We start from the raw sequence: 21,113 nt of genomic DNA, 5'->3' as shown, positions 1-21,113 counted from the left end.
TCATTAGTGTCCAAATGCATATATATCATATCCATCTTTTTCCTTATCTACATCATCTTTATTAAACTCTCCCTCTTCAATTGCAAATATGGATATTCCCACATTATTTTCATTGAAATCATCTACAGTAACAATTTCCATTCCAATGTATAAATTAGATTTTTTATATTCATTCTCTTTTGGATTTGCAAATTCTATGGTAGTATTAGCATATATAACTCTTTGCCTCTTTCCTCTGTCAGAACTTGATTGATAATTGTTATCTTCATTAAGCTTATATCTTATTATAGAACCAGGCCACATTTCATTCTCTCTAATAATATAGTCTATCTTTTCATCAAAACGATCAATCTTACTCCTTGCGTGCTCCGGAAATAAGCTTGCTAAAAGTTCCCTATCATTAGTATTTAAAGCCTTTACTATCTTTTCTATATATTCATTTGCCACTTTTGCATCACCGTATATATAATTATCTATTTTATCAAAGTCATATATATATCTTGCAGTCTTAACTACCGAGGTACATCCCGTAAGCAAACTTAATATTAAAATGCTTATCAATATTTTAATTTTCATTAATTTTTGTTTCCTCCTTCCCACTTAATTACAGCATTACGATGTACAAAATCAAGGCACCAGTTATCATTTATCTTATCTACATTAGGATCATCAAATTCTGCTGTATGTACAAACTGTTTCCACATAATCCTTTCCTCATCAAAGTCAACCATACCTACCATTATAAGATCTTCAGCAATAATATCTTGAAATTCCTTTGCAGGATTAAAGCTTGTAATCCACCACTGGTACTGATCATATGCATCCCAATCCGATACTAATGTTCCGTCTTTCTGAGTCAGGTTCATGTACATCTTCAAATGACTTTTTGTATAACAATTTACATGCCAGTTATTTCCTTTATATATACCTATTTCACTACCGGCACCAAAATTGAAATAGTCTCCCTTCCACATCCAAAGTGTAAATGTATCATCTCCACTTCCAAACTTAAATTTACCCCTATTCATAGATGTAAAAGAATCAAATGCAAAATCATACAAATCGTTATATCCCCACAGTCTTTGCCAGCAATTACTTATTGTATGAATCAGCCCTTTATCATCTCTATAAAAATCAAAGCAATTAAGTAAAATATCAATTCCACCATCTGCCGTTATTTCATTCATAAAATCACTTACTCCTGTGACTTCACTAATATTTCTTAGCCCATTAACTACACCATGAGCTGCTGATGATATACCTTCTTTAATAACATTTGGCACTACATTATTCCAAAGTATATTACCAATATTTGCAACCACATCTACCACAGGCTCCGGCATCAGATTAACAATCAACATAGCTTCCAATATATGTCCAAAATGTGCTGTACATAGGTTGTAAAATAAAAGACGCTTTACAATATCTCCTGCAGTATCTAAAGCTAAATAAAGTGCATTTGCAGCCGGTGATTCTCCTGTACTGTCCACAAATATCAGTGGTGAGTTATAGCAGTAAGTATACTCGTTTTGGGTAAATCCATATCTTATATCTCCCTTGATTTTATCCTTTCCAAGAAATCTTCCAAGGTTTTCATCGTACATTCTTGTAGCTGAAAGATAGTTTCCGCTTATATCATCTACCATGAGACCGGCAAATCCGAAGTTCTTTGGTTTACTTCCAAGCACTTCTCCAAACTCTGAGTACTCAAAAAGCTCATCCCCGTCAAGTATTACACTTCCAAGCTCATCACATATGATATTGGTGCTATTATCATCCTCCACCTCTGATATCAGTTGAATATCCCATACAAAACTTCTCTCATTTCCATCAGTATTTTGCCATAGTATATTATCAGTCTTTTTTCTGATATCAATTACATAGCTTGTAGTATGCGACTCATTTCCATCAGTCTCTGTCTTACCGATTCTGTGACCAAGTCCATCATATTCATATGTAACAATGTTTTTGCCGGATATGACACTGATAAGTTGTCCCAATCCGTTGTACTTGTACTCTGCTTCAAGCTTATCACCCGCAAACTTCTTGATAAGATTTCCTCTCTTGTCATACTCATACCTTTTTTGAATCAAACTGTTATTCTTAGATATAAGCTCTTCTACAAGTTTTCCACCCTTATAGATGTAGTTTGTAGTGACCACTTTTTCTTCAGTATAATCTACTTTAGCAGTTCTGTTTCCAAAGATATCATAGCTGTATTCTCTTAGCATTTTACCGTTCAATTCAACTTTTGTGATTCTTCCAACCTCATCATAAGAATAATTGTAAACCTTTACTCTGCCATTCTTATTGATACTTATACCTGTCTTATTTCCAACCAAGTCATAAGTATAGGTATATTCTATATTAACATTTTTATCACTGCTATATGTTATTTTTGTCGGACTTCCAATATCATTGTACTCATAGCATGTTTTGCTTCCGTCTCTATACTCTCTTGATGCAAGTCTGCCCAAACTGTTATAAGTCAACTTGATATGTTCATTGCCTGAAACGGTTTCTATAAGTCTACCTCTGTTATCATAGTTATAGCTAACCTTTTTACCGTCAGGATATACTATAGCCACAGTTCTTCCAAACTTATCATATTCATAAGTAATACTATGTCCCCTTGTAGTTAAAGCCTTTTTCACCAAGCCTTTATTATCTCTTTCAAAGCTCATAGTTCCAAAGCTTCCTGATACAGCTTTCAAAAATCTATTGCTATCGTACTCATAGTCTATATAATTTCCGTCAGAACATTTCATCGAAGTTAAAAGTCCGGCTTCATTGTACTTTAGCTCTGTTTTAAAACCGTCTTCATCAATATTTTTCACCACTTGTCCAAGACTGTTGTAATCCATAGTTTTATAAGTGCTGTCGGCATTTTCTATTTTAAATATTCTACCCATATTGTTTCTATGATAGCTTCTTGTCAGGCAGTCTTTTTCATTATCTTTTTTGTACTGTCTTATTCCTACGAGATTGTACATTTTGTCATAACTGTACTCACTTACCAGCCCGTCACCGTCGACCACTTTTTCAAGAATATTTCCTACACCATATTTAAAATAGTTTGTATTTCCGATACTGTCTTTAATCGAGGTTATATTTCCTTCACTATCATAGCTATAGGTATTTTCTCTACCGGTATCAGTCCTTATTCCGGATACTCTTCCTAATTCATCATAGTCATAATAGATCTTATTTTCCGTATTGCCCAACAGTCGACTTTCTTCTGTAGGTCTTCCAAGCTTATCATAAGTATATATGTATTTTACATCATCACCTAAAATAACAGCCTTTAATCTGCCGTTCTGATTATATTCATAGCCTAATACATTACCATATATATCAGTATACTCCGATACCCTGTTCATCGAATCATATACAAAGCTCTCACTTACAGTCTCATCTAAAATTTGCTTTGAAACCCTTCCATATTCATCATATTCATATCTGATACTTCCGCTTGGCAGTACTATCTCAATCAGTCTGTCTCCCTCATAAACAAAATCAGACTTCACTCCGTCAGAAAATTCCTTGCTTATACATCTATTTAGCTTATCATATTTATAACTTTCACTTAGACCGGTTGGATAAGTAACACTGACAATATTTCTATTTTCATCATAGGAAAAGCTCTTCATACTTCCATCCGGAGCTGTTATTTTTGTTATATTGCCCCTTTTGTCATATTCAAATTTTCCCACTCCGTCGGCTCTATTTATCTGAGATATTCTTCTAATATTATCATATACGTACTCTGTGGTATTTCTGTTTTTATCTTTTAACCTTACCGGTAAATTTATATTATTGTACTCTACTTCATAGGTTTTCCCGTCAAAATCCTTTAATTCCGACACCTGCCTGTTGGCTGTATACTTATAGGTTCTCTTCTCTCCAAAAGAATTGGTTACCTCTGTGATATCTCCAAGCTCGTTATACTTATAGAATCTCTTTTCTCCATTACTACTTTCAATGCTTACAACTCGATTCAACTCATCATATTTATATCCAACCATTTTAACTGTATCATTTGCAATCTCTGTTACATTTCCACTAGTATCATAGCTTATATTCATAACACTTTTATCCGGAGCTGTTATCTTTAAAGGTCTTGAGTTCTCATTGTAGACGATCTCAAATCTCTCATTCGATGCACTAAATATCTCTACAGGATTTCCCTTTACATCATTGAATTGCTTTAGCCTTTCTTCACCGTTTACTTTTATACCGTTTAAATGCCCTACACCGTCATAGGATAAATCCACTATTATATTCTCCGGCAATTCTACTTTTATAAGCTTTTTATCTGAATTATATTCATATATTGTTTTATTTCCTTTTCGATCTATGTCAAATATACATAGTCCGTCTTTATCAAACTCACGGAGACTGCTGACTCCATTTTCTGTTATTTTTACGGTACGATATCCCTCATCATGGTAATAAACAATTTCCGACTCTCCATTGTTAAATGTTACGCTGTTTTTATCATATTTAAATGCAAGTTCCACTCCGTCAGCAAATCGCTGTGAAGTTATCCTTCCTGCTTTATCATATTTGTTTTCCAGAGTTACCTTACCCTCATAATCAGTAAGCTTAGTTATAAATCCGTTTTCATACTCAAATAAAATACTCCTACCCAATTCATTCTTTATACAGGATAAATTGTCATCCTTGTATAATAAATTTACGCTTCTTCCATTGCCGTCGCAAACTCTGACTACTTTATTATCATCATACAGATATTCAATATACTCATTTGAATTACTTCTTTTACTGATAAGCCTTTCTCCATCATAAGCATAGGTAACAGTGTTTCCTTTTCCATCATCTGTTTCTACCAGCTTGCCTTCTATATCAAAGATATGCTTATCTCCTTCAAAGATTTTAAGTTCATACCTGTTTCCAAGTTTTCTGAGTGTATCTCTATTTTCATTGATATTAATATAGCTTCCGGTTTTATCCTTTATGAATACTTCTCTTCTTCCGTCAGAATATGTTATTTTGGCTTTTGATTCAGTTATATCCATCCTCATGTCAACATCAGAATAAAAGCCTACTCCAAGACTTGCATTATTTCTATCTATCGAATTATATGTAATATTAAATGCAATAGGGGATAAACCTTTTTGAGATAAAAATTCTCCTGAATATACATAGTTACCTGTAGACATATTGATGGGATCTCCACCATATGCACATAATGTAATCTTTTCACCATTTACAGTAAGAATAAGATTACCGGCCTTCTTTTCATATTCATAGTCTTTAAGCCCTTTTGCACCGAGCAGTGATACTATTTGTAAAAGATTATCCGCCTTTAAGTTCTCCCAAGGTGCAGGGCCTTTTATTTTACTGATAGAAGCTGAGATGCTTTCTTCAAAACAGTCCACATAAGACTCATAATCTTCCAAAGCCGATATAAGTCCGTTTAACTTGTCCACTCTGTCATCAATATCAGCTTTTACACTGCTGATATCACCACATACATCTAAATTACTAAAATCAAGTATTGCCAGTTTTTCATCCACAGCTTCAAGTGTATTCTTATATGAATAGTACTCTCCTATCGCATGTTTTATTTGTGTTTTCAGTGATTCTATACAATTATTTCTGCGTACCACATTATCGCTTATCCCAAATGAAGACAATCCGCCAAGTACTCCTTCAAGTCTTATAGCCCTATTATCTATATCACCGGCACCCGGCATTGCCTGAGACTCGATAATATTTATCAATTCTTTCATACTTTCATTATAGCAATTCAAGTTATTGCTCCATGCATCTGAATTTGCCCTAAATTGATTAGCTCCCTCTCCGGTCCAGTAATTTCCCAGCAATTCTGTATACTCAGATTTTACATCATTACCAAGTATTCCCAAATCTTCACTTATTTTCTTTAACTTATTTAGGACTTCCTGTAGCTTAGCCCTCTTTATTTCAAAATTTTCCATATATCCCTCCTAATCCTCATCTCTATGATGATAATCATAGTCCTCATCTATCATATCTTCCAATTCATCATTCAAATATTCTTCTTCATCTCTTAGCCGATCAATAATATTTGATGTATGCATCTCTATCTCTTTATGCATCTGAATTTCAGTTTCTGTAATACTGCCAATATTATAAGGTGTCATATACATAAAATTGTCTTTTGCTACACCTAAGAGGTCACTTTTTATAGTCGAGTCTATTCCCCTCAAACCCTCCATTTTTATAATTGCACCTCTAATCCTTCTAATATCCGTTCTACATCTTCTAATGTCTCCACATCTACAGTCCATATTTCTCCCTTCACCACAATAATTTTAAATTAAAGGTATTCTTACCTTTTTAATATCTCCACCTTTGAATACAAAACCGGTTCCTATAACAAACTTGTAATTTCTGATTACAGGCATACGAATAAACGACTGCTCATCAGGTATTCCAAGTACCACACCGGAATTTATATCCTTCAATTTCTTTGTCAAATCATCAAACCCACGAAGTTCATTTGGAGTCACAGCTTCAACTATGGAAATACCATAGTCCAGTAACTTCGGAATAAGTTTTTCCAAGTCGGACCTTATGTCTTTACACAGGTTGATAAATCTTTCTATATCGTCTATCACTATCACTACCTGTGTAAGTTCCATACAAAACTCTCTTAAACTCTTATCATGCTTCACTCTTTCATACTCATTTACTCTTAGGTTTACCTCATCCTCAAGTAGCTTATAAAATATACCTGCATCAGCTTCATTATTGAAGTAAAATTTAGCCATATCCTTATACTCTCTACCAAGTTCACTTCCAACACTATCACAAATATATACCTCAGCTTCTTTCAACTGTTCCAAGATAAGTTTAAGTACATTAGTCTTTCCTGTACCCTCCTTACCTACTATCATGTGAATATTTCCGGATAATTCCAAGCATTGCGTTTCTATCTCATCTGTGTCCAAGCCTATGCCCGGTTTGTCTATACTATCAGACCATACCATATCAGCAGTTACAGTCTCCGGCATCACCTTTATTCCTTCCGGCTTATTGCCAAGATTTGCCAAGCTCAACTCTTCTATAATTGCATCTATATTCTCTGTGTAATTTTCAAGTTCTACCGGAGTGTAGCATTGCATTATATTTACCTCATCAAGCTTTATAAGTGCCCTTCCCTTTATTTCAGGCAATTGATACTTACTCCTTCCCACTATCCCAAGAACATCGGTTTTATCAAATAGATAGCCTGCTATTTTATTCTTGAAATTGTTCAAAATAGAATACCTTATTGCACCCTGTCTTGTTGCGGACACAGCCATATATATTCCAATTCCTGCACCGTCCCTGCTGAGCTTATTTATAAATCCTTCCAAATCTATACTTAGTTCTTTCACTACATCATAATTATCAATAAATATAATTATTGCAGGCAGCTTTTCCGTAGATTTCTCATTATAATTGGAAAAACTTATAGCATTCCTTTTTGCAAAGAGTCTTTTTCTAAGCTTTATCTCATCTTCCAACAGTTTAACAAGTTTAGCCAGCTTCTCTTCATCTTCAAAGCTTATATAATCCGCTGTCTGTGGCAGAGCTTTCAACTGAATAAGACTTGAATTTCCAAAATCTAAAATATAGTAGTGCAAATTTTCTGTTCTGTTTTTTAATGCCAATGACATAGCAATATTTGTTAAGAAGACAGACTTGCCGACGCCTTGTGAACCGAATATCACAATATTTCCGTCTACTAAAAAGTTATGAGAAAACTCCGTTTGACTTTGATTTTCAGGCATATCTACTACACCTATATCCGCACTCATATCCGAATATACAACCTGATTTTTTATCATATCAATGTTTATATGCGGATTTATCATTACTTCAGGCAATGGCGGTAACCATGTTCTGTCAATAAACACATGCTCTTCCTCTTGATAGATGCTTTTAATATAATCAACCACTGCCGCAAGCTGTGTTGTTGTGGCTTTATTTTCCACAATATTTCTATCATCACTTATAAGCTCTTTTTGACCTAATTCATTTATTATATAAATTCTCTTATCAAACCCTTCACCCTCTGTTTCTTCATCAAAATATGCACCGCTGAATGCCGACTGAAACAGCTCATAAACCTCATTATTTCCTACTTGAAGATAAGCCCGTCCGGGATTGGTTATCTGTGCGGCATCCGGAGTTTTTATTACTTCTTTACTGTCCGCAGCGTCTTGGACTTTCAATGCCAGCTTAAACTTTGAGTTACTCCAAATCTGATCATCCACAATACCCGACGGTTTTTGAGTTGCCAATATAAGATGAACCCCCAAACTTCTACCTATTCTGGATGCCGATACAAGCTCTGCCATAAACTCAGGCTGTTCATGCTTCAATTCAGCAAACTCATCTGAAATAAGCAAAAGATGTGGCAATGGAATGATTACTTTCCCTGCTTTATACAGCTTTGTATATTCATTTATATTATTTACTCCCGCCTCATTAAATACTCTTTGTCTTCTTCCCAATTCACTTTTTATCGAAACCAATGCACGCATACTTTCACTGCCGTCCAAGTTTGTAATAGTACCAAGTAAATGCGGTAAGTCCTTAAACAGATTTGCCATTCCTCCACCCTTATAGTCTATAAGCAAAAATCCTATATCTTCCGGTGAAAAGTTTACTGACAAAGATAAAATCAAAGTCTGTAATATTTCAGATTTTCCTGATCCTGTAGTACCTGCTACAAGTCCATGTGGTCCATGCGCCTTTTCATGCAAATTTAAAAACACTATATCATCCTTTGCCCTAACACCTATAGGTGTTGCCATAGACTTATAAACAGCGGCACTTTTCCATCTTTCTTTTATATTCAGATCATCCAATATATTGATATTAAACATCTCAAAGAAGCTTATACTTTCCGGTATTTGGCTAAACACTCCTTTGACATGCTTAAGTGCTGCAAGTCTCCTTGCCTGCTTTTCCATATCGATATTTTTCATATCATATAGCTTTATATCCTTATCCATAAGGAAATTTTGGTTTAAAACGATCTTTGCATACTCATTTCCATCTACCTTAATAACAGTTTTGATATAATCAGGCAAACTTTCCTGCTTCCTTGCACTGTATATAAGAGAAAATCCAAGCTTTTCTCCATTCATCTGCAAATACTCCATTACACTGTGATTGACAACAAATGACGGTTCATCCAGTATAAGTACAAAATGCGGTAAGAATCTAGTTTCCTTTCTTTCCTCCTCTGTTTTCATCTTTCTTTCTTTTAAAATAGTTGTCAGTGATGCCAAAATCAGCTCTGCATGATTTCCTGTGGAGATCAATGTACTTACATTCACACCATGTAGCCTAAAATGTGGATACCAGAACAGATCTGAAAACTGTTTCATTCCATCATCATTTGTTATGAGGATAATCTCCATATCATGATAACTGTGAAAGAAGCACAATTCACTTACTATTGCCTTTTGTATTTCATAGATATATTTTCTATCACCTATCAAACCCAAATGTGTCTTTTTAAGATCTATAATATATGGAAGATTTTCTATTGTGGAAAAAGCTTTACCTAACTCTTGCATTTCCTCATACAAAGTCTCACCTGCATTATCCATACTTTCTTCATACTTTATCTTAAAAGATGGGCTCATATCTGAAGTTCCTACTGAAATATTCAAAAAATCCGCATCATTGCTGTCTCTTTCATAAATCCTGTTTGAATATTTATCACATAGTGATTCTATACATTTTATATCAGGATAGTTGAACATTAGAGATTCTATTTGTTTTTTTCTTAATCCTGATAAGATTCCTCTTCTATTCAGTAAGTATTTATTATAATTATTTACCCTTTCTTCTTCCTGTTCTTTCCTATCCTTAGCACTTTGTATTCCTGTAACTATAGATACTATAATTGTAGCAACCATCATTCCGGCAGACATTAATATAAATATACCTCTTTTTAAAAGTATACCCACTCCAACCGTAATAGCTAATGTCAGAAACGGTGCTGCAATTCTTTTAAATATAGCGTTTCTGTCTTTGGCAGGCTTACTCGGTGGTTTCTTTACTTCTACAGATTCAGTTGGTATTTCCATATATATTCTCGGCGACCTTCTATATTCCATCCCCAACTTTCTATATGGATTTATATTCAAAGACTGTATTAACTTTGTTTCTAATATATTCCCCGTTATAGATATATGGTCACTGTAATAATCAATTTTTATTCCCGAAATAAATATAATGTCACCATCATGAATAGTATTTTTTTCAAAAATACATAATGCTCCATTTACATACGCTTTCCCATATATCGTTCTTAAAATACCTTCTTCAATAACAATCAGAATCTTTTCTCTATCCTCCAAAACAATATCACAAAAGCTGTCCGTACCGATCTTTAACATCTTTTGACTGTATTTATAATCTGTTGTTTTTTCTGAATCCAGTAAAGTAAATCCGATATTCTTGTAACCTTTATTAAGACCATAGTTAATTGCAAGCTCATTCGCACCGTTTTCTGTAATATCATCTTTATGATATGAAATCTCAATACATTTTTTATCATTATAAAGAATCAGGGTATTCATTCTTGTTTAGGTTCCTCCATTGATTCGCTCAATTCTTTTATTTTTTTATCAAGATCATTTATAGCATCTACTTTTTCTTCTCCTGTTATAGTAACATCTGATTTTAAATAAGCACTATGCTTAATATAAGTGAAAAGTAAAAATTCATTGTTACCGATTTTCTTTGCTATATCCTCCGCAACTGCAAAATCACATCTTCCCAGTGCTATCCAAAAATCAAGTATATTTATATCGATATTTATATCCGTATACTCAAGCAAATTGTCTCTTTGCTCAGTTGTCAAACCTTCCGTAAATATATAAGATCTTGCCAATATATACTTTACGTCCTTAGAAAGCTTTTCTATCTTTATATCCTGTAAGGTATCTTCAACTTTTATGTAGTCAGAACTTATATAACTTCCATACGCACTTATTATCTTATCCCTATATGGCAATCTTACATATTGTAAAAAAATACCATATACGAGTATAGCCGCTCCAATAATCATAGTAATCGGTATCAAGTACTTCATTTTTTTATATTCGGATTTTTTTACAAGAATCTTTGTTTCAGTATTTACCTTTTTCTCTTTCAAATACCTTTCAAGCAATTCATCCTTCAAACTTTTCACATCTTCTGTTTTTTTCAAAAAGCTCTTTTCCGGCAACTTTACACTTCCCGCGATATATTGTTCAAATGTATACTTTTTATAGAGAATATATGCTGTCAATGCTTTATATGATGCATAAAAGTCAGAATTCCCAAACTCACTTTTCTTATCTCTTACAAGTACTTTGGGCACAAGATTTATATCAAATACAAGATTTGAGGGTGCAATACTGAAGGTATATTCCTCTGTCAACTCTTCCATATCAGCTATATTCACTAAAAGTCTGTATTTATCTTCCTTGCTAAGATTATTTAAAGAATCAAAACTGTATATTCCATCACTACAAAATCTAAAAATACATTCATCATCTGTTTCTTCTATTTCACAATCCAGTAAATGCTTATTCTTATTTGCTAAAAGAAATCTTATCTCTTTTTCAATATTCAAATCTATATTTTTTACTCTGATTTCTATATCTCTATCCTCTGCCATATCATCTCCTCACTGCTACCAGTCTGTCTCCATTTTTTATTTTCTCTTCTTCCAATGTTTTATATGCACTCACCATTCTTTCTTGCATACATGAAAGATAATAGTCCGGTAAAAACTCTTTTTCTGTCGTAAAAATATTTTCTATAATATCATTTATACATTGCTTGCAGTTCATACTCAAATCCACTTTAGTTTCATCTATCTGTAGTGTAAAATCAATGTGCATATTTTTTCCTCTTTCCGGTCTTTAATGCAAAAAGCAGCCCCAAAATCCCCATAAATACCAGGAACAATACAGCGGCTACAGGGCTTAATTTTTTTTCATCAGTATATGTCAAATTATAATATTTTGTTTTTGAAGTAAAAATATTCAGTTCACTCATCTTTAATCTTACAAGCTCATCAGGCGACTTTTCATCACTTACAGTAAATGTCAAATTATCTATAATCTCACTATACTTCCTATTCTTCTCATTCTCTCTAAATTCAAATTTCAGTCTGCTCTCCTTTGTCAAAATATCAATACCTGGATATTGATCAGTCAAAGCTACTCCGCTACTTTGATCTCTTACCTTTAAAACATCTGTATCTAAGTCCAGTTGCATAAATTTTCTCCTCCTATATCAATTATTTTATCATCCGTTGCTTTTATTAAAAAGCTCCGACAATATATAAGTTCTTCATCTATTGCCTTACACTATCATTTTTTTCATATCTCTCCTTTATTCCCCGGCTATACCGACACATAAAAACCCATTATTTTTAAATATGCAAAAAGCCCATGCATTTATATCTTAATAAACTAAAATAATTTAACTTATCAATAACATAAATGCATGGGCTATAGAACTACTACTTACTTAAACTTACTCGCAATCTCCTCATCCAGTGCCTGAGTTGCATCTGCTACATCATCACATTGCTTTGCAATATCAAGTATCAACTGATCCATTTGATTGAATGACGGTTGTAATGATTCGAACTGAGCTGCAAAGCTTTCACTTGCTGCTCCTTCCCACTCACCCTGCAATGTGTTTATCAGATTTCTCATGGTACTTATTACTCTTGAGTATTCTGACTCCGCATTTCTAAACTCGCCTGCTCTTGCATGCATCTGCTCCGGGGTAATCCTAATCTGTCCTGCCATAATGACCTCCTATATTTGATTTTGTTGAAACTATTTTAGCACATTTTTAAATATTTTTCAATAAAAATATTTAAATTAATATTTTTTATGTACTATATTAATAATTTATTATATAATATAACATCATTTTATACATACTACTTTGTGTCTATTTACCTATTATACATAAATCTAATCCTCCTTTTCAGCCTTATTAAATAAAGTATTTAACGCCATTGCAACCAGTAAAATGAAGCTGATTCCTCCAATGGATATTGCTCCTTTTAGATACCTTTTATCCATAATATTCGTCTTTTTTGTTCTCGGATTATACATATAGTCACTTTTTACTTCTATATTACTATCCTCATTCGGTGATATCTCTATAGGACTTGATATAAAATTATAGGCTTCTTTATTTCCTATACTTCCAATCCTTGTATATGATAACTTATCCGAAAAGTCTTTCATTAACCCTGTATTTTCACTCTTTGTGCTTTCTTTTTTGCTTCTTAGCTCATTAACTACATCTATAACATTCTTCATAGTAGCTTCATTAGCATTGTATATACTTTCATCATACAGTCTCATATTCTCATCAGTTATTCTTAGAATATCATATACCTGCTTTTCATCATCCATTTGCTTCTTTTCAAACTCTGACAGTGCAAGTCCCGTACTTCTTTCCATATCATTTGTAGCCCTTTGAATATAGCTGTCATTTAGATGCTCATAAGGATTATAATCCTCCAGTAATCCCAAATATCTTGATTGCTCCTCATTGAGATTTGATGTTTTTTCATTTATTTCCATCGCTAAATCCGATACGGCATTTTCTATTACATCCTCTATCTCATTTCTGAAAATATCCTTAAGCTGCTCTATTGGAAAATTTAGTCCTGTTTTTATAGTATTAAAGTCATTATTTGCAGATGTATTTAAACTGCTTAGATATGATTCCGAGCCTATAAACGGATTCATCGATACTTCAAAACTTAAAAAAGTATTTGGCATCATTGTATTAATTGCATTGGACATTGTTGCTGTATTGATATCACTACTCAATATAGCATCCGATGCTGTAGCCAACTTTGAAAGCAAATGGTCTCTTTCTTCATTCTCCATCACAAGCTCATGTACTATCACATCTTCTATATAATGCCTCATTCTCTCCATTCCACTTCTTTGGATATTTTGATACTCTTCCTCAAATGCTCTTCTATAGCTGTTTGCCAATGTATGGTTTATCTCCAGAATCAAACGGTTTCTAATTGCATTTGATTCTGATGCCAAATGTATATTTGCTTCCTGCTGTATAATATTTTTTGTCTGTTCATTTTGTCTTTTAAATATTTCATCAAACATAATAAATGATGAATTTAATCTCTCATTGTGTTCTGTAATTGATTTTTCGATATCGTTCAGACCATTTGAATATATGCTTTTCCCGGAAATATCCTTTAATGGTGTCATTTCCTCAAAAAACTTTTGAAATTTGATTGTTCCTTTTTTTGCCTCTTCACTCTCTTTTTTTATATTATCAAAGTCTCTTTCATTTTCATTCTTAGCTTCTTTCAACTCTCTTGAAAATAAATCAACTATATTTTCATTTTCCACTTCATATTTGCTTATATCTATTTTTAAAGGCTTATAATCTATATTATTTTCTTTGACATTTTCATATCTCCCAAGCAAACTCTCCGGTGATATATTATTGATATTATCCAAGTCTATACTGTCATTTTTTAATATTATTTTAGTATTGTCCTGTGCTCTGTGATACTCTTCCAATATTGCACTTACATAAATAAATGTAATATTCTCACTTACAACTGATGCAAATGAATTTATATCATTTACAATACTGGCTAATGATGAATCATTATTATCTGCATTCACGGTGTATTTTATTGTTGCTTTCTCCGGCTCGTTATTTATACTTTCCACCGCCTTTGAAAATGTAGCAGGGATTACTATATACGCACCGTATTCACCTGACTTAAGTCCATTTCTTGCATCATCCAAACTCGTCATATGAAAATGTTCATTTGGTAAAGTTATAATCTTACCTGCATAATATGCTTTCTTCTCTCTTAAGTTTACTCCCTCATCCAGGTTTACAACTGCTATATCAGTTGTCGATACTACTTTGTACGAGTTTTGTTTCTCATTAATCTGATAATAGCTTCCTGTATTGCTGTTTACCTGTGTTTTTATATCCATAAATGAACCCAAAACTACACCTGTACATAACATAAATATACACATAACAGCTATTATCAATTTCGTTGACTTTAGTATGTTTTTCATATATCCTCCTCAAATATAATATCCGACTTGAAAAAGACATTTTGCTATCTATTCCATATCATCCGTTATATTTTTTTCTTGCTTAAATAAATCAGCCGAATCTTTTAGCAAATCATCTATTATATTTTTATAAACATCTATCTCTTTTTCCACAGTGTATGCCGATTCCAACCATTTATTAAGGGCAGTCTCAAAACCTTCTCTTCCTGTACCACCCCATTCAGTCTCACTTGTTGCCCTCATCTTTGTAGCAATATACTTTACCTCTTTTTGTACCTTCTCCAAATTTTCCACATATCTTTTTACTGTTTCGTACATCAACTCATTTTTTAGATAAAGGTCTGTATCTTTATTATCCATTTCTACCTCTTCCTTTTTATTACATTAGCCAGTTTATCATCATGATCCTTAGTCTTTTTTGCAGCTTCTCTTCCTTTTTTTATCAAGTCTTCTAAATCTTTTCTAAGTTTTATCATGTGACTATGCAGTATAAGATAATTCTGTGCAAAAGCATCCTTACTGCTTCCTGACATACTCTCACACAAAGTTCTATTCTGTTCCCTTATCTCTGACATGAGATCTTCGATGCTACAGTTTGCATTCTCTATAGCATTGAGCAAGAGATCTATATTTGAATATCTCCAAACTATTTGTAATTTCTTCATACTTAACCTCCTTAGTCATCATCATGTGCATGAAACCATTCATCTTCTCTTTCCATTCTCGATATCTTATTTTCAAGATTTGATAAACTGTTGTTTATGTGACTCTTATATTTTCTGATATTATCCTCTTGCATAGTAACAGTATTCTCAATTCTCTGTTTAGCGCTGTTATACTCATCTTCTAATAAGAAAATTGCCATACCCATGGTATTTATTATATCCCCATACCTGTTTCTAATTTCATTGTAACGATTCTCAGTATCACATATTCTGTCCAGCATATCACGCATTACTTCCCTATCATGCTCCGCAGCGGCTATATCATCACATCTACACGCCATATCACTTTCCTCCATACATACCGGCTACAAACTTAGCCTCCATAATCTCGCACGAATTGTAGTAGTTTACGACTCTTTCTTTGAATATTTTTCTTGTTTTATTGTTTTTTTCTATAGAGTCCTTTATATCCGTCCATTCTCTAACACTTACTCTCCAAAAACTCAATCTCCTTAAACTGTCTGCGATATCTTCCATTTCCGGCAGTATCCTACCCTCCACCAAGTCATTCATTTCATCAAGTATATTCACAAGTTCTTTTGTTTTGGCATAGTTTATTGCTACAGTTCCAAGGTCGGAGGTGCCGTATGCATCATATTTTTCATATCCTACCATTTCACCATTTCCATATATATCTATGTTGCTATATTCAGCATAATCCTTCAAATATTTATTTAAATTGTCTTTTATCCACTCTCGTAAATCATCTACTCTGTCCGAAATAAATTTTTCTATTAATTCAGGGGCTTTATCTCCATAGTCAAGACTGTCATATGCCTTTTCTAAGTCTTTTATCCATATATTTTTATCACCAAATTCATCCACTATATATCTTACGAGATCTTCTCCCTCTTTTTCAGTTAACGTCTCACCGATTATATTACCTAATATCGTAATACCGTTTTCAAAGCTGTCAATAACATCCGCAATATCCATAGCTGTTTCACCAAAATTTATCCAACCATTCGGATTCACTGAGGTAACCCTTTCACCTGCATACAAATATTGTAGAGGACACATACCGGTAATAGCCGCGTCTTCCCTATCTTTTTGATTTAGCTTCATAAGTTTTTCACTTACTTTTGCTATAAACTTTCCGAATGCACCCTGCTCAGATACCTGCGCTATCTTTCCGGTTTTTACATCTATCATAGCTGTAGGCAAATGATTCCATAATAAATCGAATATAGTTTCAAGTTTTATTTCAGGAATAAAATATATCTTATTCTCTTCCTTTATTACAGATACGCCTAAACCATTTACATAGTCATTATTTGCATGAAATCCATACATCTTATCTTGAATCTCAGCAAATTTCTCCTGTCCAAGAGTCTTTTTCATATACCTTACAAACTCAGGTGAAAAGCCTTGACCGTCTCCACTTATACATCTGTCTATCACATCCGAATATACCATTGTAACAAGTGTAGCCTCATTACCACCTTTAGAGTGCCCTGTTACATATACATTGTCATATCTTTCAAAAACTCCACTCTTTTTTAATGTTTCCATATAATCCAATGCTTCTTCCTGCATTGGTGATGTATATTTTTTTAACTCAGTATCCGCTTTTATCTCTGTTAGAGCTATACCTAGATTAAAAACCCCTGTATACAAATCCTCAACAAACGCTTTTGCATTATCAATCCACGATTTTCTTGGCGTTCCTCTAAAAGATATATATACCTGATCATTTCTTTCAAATGTACAAGCTTGCATCCCCTCAGGATCATGATCTTTTTGCTTATCACCATCATTATCCTTCCAACTCATATTTGAAATTCTCGCTTCACCCAGTTCAGGTCTGTCTTTTAGGATTGCCTCTATTGCCGGGAGATTTTCAGCTATGGCTTTTTGAGCAGCTTCTATTTTTTCCTTTTCTTCCTTTTTTAGACTATCTTTTATTTTTTCCCAGTATTGTTCTTTCTTTACTGTATTATTGACTATATTAGTTATGCTATCATTATTATATATATCTAGACTATCCAATGGTAAATACTGTATAATATCGTACAATGCTTTTTCCTGTAATTCTTCATCTGTAGGTCTTTCACTTGCCATAATCCTTGTCTCCTTCCAATATATCTATCTCATCATCAAAACCTGTTTTATATGCCTTATCATAAAAGCTTGATATTCTATAATAAAACTTTAGTGTATTAAATGTATAATCTTTTAAGCCTTCTTCAAAATTATATAAGTCTTCTTTTGTAATATATGTAACTAATAATCTATTTGTCTGCAAATCCTTTTCAACAAATATATCACATGTCTCTTTAAGATCCTTTTCTCTATTGTCAGCATTTTTATCTGTGAATATACATGTAGTATAGTCGCTATTACTTACATATGTCATCAAGTCTGTATCTTTATTAAAGCTATCATCCAGTGAAAAACCATACGGATGAGTATACACTTTACAATCCCCATATATAGGTTTTACAAGCTCATATATATATTTCTCAAGTTCTTCTTTCTTTAGGTATCCTACATAATTATCACTAAAGTAAGTTAACCCATTTTTACTATAAACTTCTACTACTGCGTGCCACTCAGGATTTGCCTTTGGATGAACATATATGCTGTCCTCAACTATATACTCCCCTTCAAACTTCTCCCCATATTTTTGCTGCATGTAATATTCTACTGCATTCATGTAATCTTCTCTTGTCAGCATCAAAATTCTTACCCCCCTTTTTACCAGCATATCTCTAAGGAATACAAGTCCCACTATAAAAACTATTATTAAAAGAATACCTCTTATTGCTTCTTCGTTTTGGCTTATTTTTCTTTTTTTCATTCTAATCCCTTAAATTTAAAAATACCCATGTATTCATATATCTTAATAAACTAAATGATAACTTATCGATAACATAAATACATGGGCTACAAAACTAACTTCTACTTAAACTTACTTGCAATCTCCTCATCCAATGCCTGAGTTGCATCAGCCACGTCATCACATTGCTTTGCAATATCAAGTATCAACTGATCCATTTGATTGAATGAAGGCTGTAATGATTCGAACTGAGCCGCAAAGCTTTCACTTGCTGCTCCTTCCCACTCACCCTGCAATGTGTTTATCAGATTTCTCATAGTGCTTATTACTCTTGAGTACTCTGACTCCGCATTTCTAAACTCGCCTGCTCTTGCATGCATTTGCTCCGGGGTAATCCTAATCTGTCCTGCCATAGAAGCGTCCTCCTTGTTTATTTTTTAAACAGTTTCATTTTAATATAGTTTTGAAATTATTTCAATAAAAATATTTATTACATGCTTTCTTTCACAGTTTTTACAACCATATTTATATATTATTACTGTATACTATGTTAATATTTTATTTTCTACTTCTGTTACCATATCTGTATCTGCTTTTATCTCTATCCAAGCTATACCTAGGTTAGCAGCAATTGCTTATGGATCTAAATCCTCAACAAACGCTTTTGTATTATCAATCCACGATTTTCTTGGCGTTCCTCTAAAAGATATATATACCTGATCATCTCTTTCAAATGTACAAGCTTGCATTCCTTCAGGATCATGTTCCGGATTACCATCACCATCAGTATCTTCCCAACTCATATTTGAAATTCTCGCTTTACCCAGTTCAGGCCTGTCTTTTAGGATTGCCTCTATTGCTGGGAGATTGTCGACTATAGCTTTTTGAGCAGATTCTATTTTTTCCTTTTCTTCTTTTTTTAGACTATCTTTTATTTTGTCCCATTCTTTTTCCTTCATTGCAGTTTGATTAACTATATCAATTATATTATATTTATCTTTTATACCTAATTTGTCCAATGGTAAATACTGTACAATATCGTACAATGCCTTTTCTTGTAAGTCTTTATCTGTAGGTCTTTCACTTGCCATAATCCTTGTCTCCTTCCAATATATCTATATCATCCAGCCATGTTTTATCCACTCTATCGTATAACCTGGAAATTCTATAGTAATAATCGCACTTATTAAATATGTAATCCATTCTATACTCTTCAAATTTATCAAGATCCTCTTTTGTTACATATAGAACATATAATTTATTGCTTTGCAAATTCTTATCTAAAAAAGTATCACATACCTTTCTAAAATCTTTTTCTATATTCTTAGACTTTTTATCTGTTAATATACGTATAGTATAGTCACTATTACTTACATATGTCATTATATCTGTATCTTTGTTAAAGCTATCATCAAGCGAAAAGCCCCATGGCTGAGTGTATACTTTACACTCTCCATATATAGGCTTTACAAGCTCACATATATACTTCTCAAGTTCCTCCTTCTTTAGGTAGCCCACATAATTATCATGAAAATATGTCATAACACCTTCACTCTCGAAGTCCACTACCACATGCCACTCAGGTTTTGACTTTGGATGTATATACACACTATCTTCATATACATATTCACCCTCAAACTTCTCTCCATACTTTTTTTGCATGTAATACTCCGCTGCATTTATATAATCTAACTCTGTTAGCATCAAAATATTCACCCTTCTTTTTACCAATATATCTCTAAGAAATATCACACCTACTATAAAAACTACTATTAAAAGAATACCTCTTATTGCTTCTTCATTCTGACTTAGTCTTCTTTTTTTCATTCTGTACCTTTAAATTTAAAAATACCCATGCATTCATATATCTTAATAAACTAAATAATAACTTATCGATAACATAAATACATGGGCTGTTCTTTTCCCTATTCTTCCTTAATAAAACCGTAGTAAGAGGCGGTTTTCATATTTGCAATATCTAGCACTGTTTCGTCTTCCAACATGAATCCCATATAGGGTATAATATTAGGCTTTGATACCTGCTCCTTACCTTCAAGCATAAATGTAGTATTCTTGGTATAGATACATATAAAATCCTCCACGGTATATATATCGCTTCTGTTTATAACTTCCATCAATTCACTTTTGGTAACATAATACGAAGAGAGTTCCTTTTCTATAAAATCCATAGCAGCTTCGCCTCTGTATAATTTATATACTCCGCCATAGTAATTGTCATCTTTTTCATCCCTGTCCTGATACCAGAAAAAACTGTGATCTTCATTAAAAATCCAATATGAATCGTCATCAACTGAAGTCCATGCAGTTCCCGTCAAAGCATCCTTTTCCTGCTTTTTATCCTGATTGCCCTCTTTTGAAGCCTTTGCCCCTGTACAGCCGCTTAGGAACAATAACATACATATAACAATCGTCAAAACAATCTTTAATTTTTTCATAAAGTCACTCCTTTTACAAAATTTTCAAATAACACGA

The 21,113-nt window shown here is 33.1% G+C and carries 18 protein-coding genes; all 18 read right to left on the bottom strand.

Features of this window, described 5'->3' with window-relative positions:
* Positions 1-3 precede the first annotated feature (3 nt).
* The 18 genes from J4O15_RS06790 to J4O15_RS06705 all read right to left on the bottom strand — a co-directional run bounded on the left by J4O15_RS06790 (position 4) and on the right by J4O15_RS06705 (position 21,076).
* On the bottom strand, positions 4-576 hold the full coding sequence (locus J4O15_RS06790) for a DUF5104 domain-containing protein (RefSeq protein ID WP_208100162.1): 573 nt from the start codon (positions 574-576) through the stop codon (positions 4-6).
* Positions 576-5,963 (bottom strand): DUF6531 domain-containing protein, encoded by a 5,388-nt coding sequence (locus J4O15_RS06785; RefSeq protein ID WP_208100161.1) that lies wholly within the window; start codon positions 5,961-5,963, stop codon positions 576-578. Before J4O15_RS06785 ends, J4O15_RS06790 begins: the two co-directional genes overlap by 1 nt.
* Positions 5,964-5,972: 9 nt before the next feature.
* The gene (locus J4O15_RS06780; protein ID WP_208100160.1) at positions 5,973-6,296 is read right to left on the bottom strand and encodes a hypothetical protein; all 324 of its coding nucleotides are present in this window, start codon (positions 6,294-6,296) and stop codon (positions 5,973-5,975) included.
* A gap of 24 nt (positions 6,297-6,320) precedes the next feature.
* Positions 6,321-10,595, bottom strand: coding sequence for a type VII secretion protein EssC (gene essC, locus J4O15_RS06775; protein ID WP_208100159.1), 4,275 nt, complete (start codon positions 10,593-10,595; stop codon positions 6,321-6,323).
* Positions 10,592-11,680 carry a type VII secretion protein EssB/YukC gene (locus tag J4O15_RS06770; RefSeq protein WP_208100158.1) on the bottom strand — a complete coding sequence of 363 codons (1,089 nt, stop codon included), beginning with the start codon at positions 11,678-11,680 and terminating at the stop codon, positions 10,592-10,594. The genes essC and J4O15_RS06770 overlap by 4 nt, the downstream gene beginning before the upstream one ends.
* A gap of 1 nt (position 11,681) precedes the next feature.
* Entirely contained in the window at positions 11,682-11,906 is a 225-nt protein-coding gene (locus tag J4O15_RS06765; RefSeq protein WP_208100157.1) for a hypothetical protein, read from the bottom strand.
* Entirely contained in the window at positions 11,896-12,285 is a 390-nt protein-coding gene (locus tag J4O15_RS06760; RefSeq protein ID WP_208100156.1) for a hypothetical protein, read from the bottom strand. The genes J4O15_RS06765 and J4O15_RS06760 overlap by 11 nt, the downstream gene beginning before the upstream one ends.
* A gap of 251 nt (positions 12,286-12,536) precedes the next feature.
* Positions 12,537-12,827, bottom strand: coding sequence for a WXG100 family type VII secretion target (locus J4O15_RS06755; protein WP_007595772.1), 291 nt, complete (start codon positions 12,825-12,827; stop codon positions 12,537-12,539).
* A 171-nt stretch (positions 12,828-12,998) separates the two neighbouring features.
* On the bottom strand, positions 12,999-15,116 hold the full coding sequence (locus J4O15_RS06750) for a hypothetical protein (RefSeq protein ID WP_208100155.1): 2,118 nt from the start codon (positions 15,114-15,116) through the stop codon (positions 12,999-13,001).
* 48 nt (positions 15,117-15,164) lie between these two features.
* The gene (locus tag J4O15_RS06745) at positions 15,165-15,476 is read right to left on the bottom strand and encodes a hypothetical protein (RefSeq protein ID WP_208100154.1); all 312 of its coding nucleotides are present in this window, start codon (positions 15,474-15,476) and stop codon (positions 15,165-15,167) included.
* 2 nt (positions 15,477-15,478) lie between these two features.
* Complete coding sequence (locus tag J4O15_RS06740) at positions 15,479-15,781, bottom strand: WXG100 family type VII secretion target (RefSeq protein ID WP_208100153.1); 303 nt, start codon at positions 15,779-15,781, stop codon at positions 15,479-15,481.
* Between the two features lie 11 nt (positions 15,782-15,792).
* Positions 15,793-16,122, bottom strand: coding sequence for a hypothetical protein (locus J4O15_RS06735; protein WP_243761974.1), 330 nt, complete (start codon positions 16,120-16,122; stop codon positions 15,793-15,795).
* 1 nt (position 16,123) lies between these two features.
* On the bottom strand, positions 16,124-17,902 hold the full coding sequence (locus J4O15_RS06730; RefSeq protein WP_208100151.1) for an Mbeg1-like protein: 1,779 nt from the start codon (positions 17,900-17,902) through the stop codon (positions 16,124-16,126).
* Positions 17,892-18,641 (bottom strand): hypothetical protein, encoded by a 750-nt coding sequence (locus J4O15_RS06725; RefSeq protein WP_208100150.1) that lies wholly within the window; start codon positions 18,639-18,641, stop codon positions 17,892-17,894. Before J4O15_RS06725 ends, J4O15_RS06730 begins: the two co-directional genes overlap by 11 nt.
* A gap of 101 nt (positions 18,642-18,742) precedes the next feature.
* Complete coding sequence (locus J4O15_RS06720) at positions 18,743-19,033, bottom strand: WXG100 family type VII secretion target (protein ID WP_007595772.1); 291 nt, start codon at positions 19,031-19,033, stop codon at positions 18,743-18,745.
* Between the two features lie 222 nt (positions 19,034-19,255).
* Positions 19,256-19,711 (bottom strand): hypothetical protein, encoded by a 456-nt coding sequence (locus J4O15_RS06715; RefSeq protein WP_243761973.1) that lies wholly within the window; start codon positions 19,709-19,711, stop codon positions 19,256-19,258.
* Positions 19,701-20,447, bottom strand: a complete 747-nt coding sequence (locus J4O15_RS06710; RefSeq protein WP_208100149.1) for a hypothetical protein — start codon at positions 20,445-20,447, stop codon at positions 19,701-19,703. Before J4O15_RS06710 ends, J4O15_RS06715 begins: the two co-directional genes overlap by 11 nt.
* A 98-nt stretch (positions 20,448-20,545) precedes the next feature.
* Positions 20,546-21,076, bottom strand: coding sequence for a hypothetical protein (locus J4O15_RS06705; RefSeq protein ID WP_208100148.1), 531 nt, complete (start codon positions 21,074-21,076; stop codon positions 20,546-20,548).
* Positions 21,077-21,113 lie beyond the last annotated feature (37 nt).

This window comes from Lachnoanaerobaculum sp. Marseille-Q4761, assembly GCF_017565785.1.
In the GTDB taxonomy this organism is placed as follows: Bacteria; Bacillota; Clostridia; order Lachnospirales; family Lachnospiraceae; genus Lachnoanaerobaculum.
This window is presented reverse-complemented; position numbering and strand designations above follow the sequence as displayed.

Bases quoted from the DNA above. Each gene is read 5' to 3' on its own strand.
- J4O15_RS06735 (WP_243761974.1), bottom strand. From the start codon at position 16,122: ATGGCGTGTAGATGTGATGATATAGCCGCTGCGGAGCATGATAGGGAA.
- J4O15_RS06765 (WP_208100157.1), bottom strand. From the start codon at position 11,906: ATGCACATTGATTTTACACTACAGATAGATGAAACTAAAGTGGATTTG.
- J4O15_RS06715 (WP_243761973.1), bottom strand. From the start codon at position 19,711: ATGGCAAGTGAAAGACCTACAGATAAAGACTTACAAGAAAAGGCATTG.
- J4O15_RS06710 (WP_208100149.1), bottom strand. From the start codon at position 20,447: ATGAAAAAAAGAAGACTAAGTCAGAATGAAGAAGCAATAAGAGGTATT.
- J4O15_RS06705 (WP_208100148.1), bottom strand. From the start codon at position 21,076: ATGAAAAAATTAAAGATTGTTTTGACGATTGTTATATGTATGTTATTG.
- J4O15_RS06720 (WP_007595772.1), bottom strand. From the start codon at position 19,033: ATGGCAGGACAGATTAGGATTACCCCGGAGCAAATGCATGCAAGAGCA.
- J4O15_RS06750 (WP_208100155.1), bottom strand. From the start codon at position 15,116: ATGAAAAACATACTAAAGTCAACGAAATTGATAATAGCTGTTATGTGT.
- J4O15_RS06730 (WP_208100151.1), bottom strand. From the start codon at position 17,902: ATGGCAAGTGAAAGACCTACAGATGAAGAATTACAGGAAAAAGCATTG.
- J4O15_RS06770 (WP_208100158.1), bottom strand. From the start codon at position 11,680: ATGGCAGAGGATAGAGATATAGAAATCAGAGTAAAAAATATAGATTTG.
- J4O15_RS06745 (WP_208100154.1), bottom strand. From the start codon at position 15,476: ATGGATAATAAAGATACAGACCTTTATCTAAAAAATGAGTTGATGTAC.
- J4O15_RS06780 (WP_208100160.1), bottom strand. From the start codon at position 6,296: ATGGACTGTAGATGTGGAGACATTAGAAGATGTAGAACGGATATTAGA.
- J4O15_RS06740 (WP_208100153.1), bottom strand. From the start codon at position 15,781: ATGAAGAAATTACAAATAGTTTGGAGATATTCAAATATAGATCTCTTG.
- J4O15_RS06755 (WP_007595772.1), bottom strand. From the start codon at position 12,827: ATGGCAGGACAGATTAGGATTACCCCGGAGCAGATGCATGCAAGAGCA.
- J4O15_RS06760 (WP_208100156.1), bottom strand. From the start codon at position 12,285: ATGCAACTGGACTTAGATACAGATGTTTTAAAGGTAAGAGATCAAAGT.
- J4O15_RS06785 (WP_208100161.1), bottom strand. From the start codon at position 5,963: ATGGAAAATTTTGAAATAAAGAGGGCTAAGCTACAGGAAGTCCTAAAT.
- J4O15_RS06790 (WP_208100162.1), bottom strand. From the start codon at position 576: ATGAAAATTAAAATATTGATAAGCATTTTAATATTAAGTTTGCTTACG.
- J4O15_RS06725 (WP_208100150.1), bottom strand. From the start codon at position 18,641: ATGAAAAAAAGAAAAATAAGCCAAAACGAAGAAGCAATAAGAGGTATT.
- essC (WP_208100159.1), bottom strand. From the start codon at position 10,595: ATGAATACCCTGATTCTTTATAATGATAAAAAATGTATTGAGATTTCA.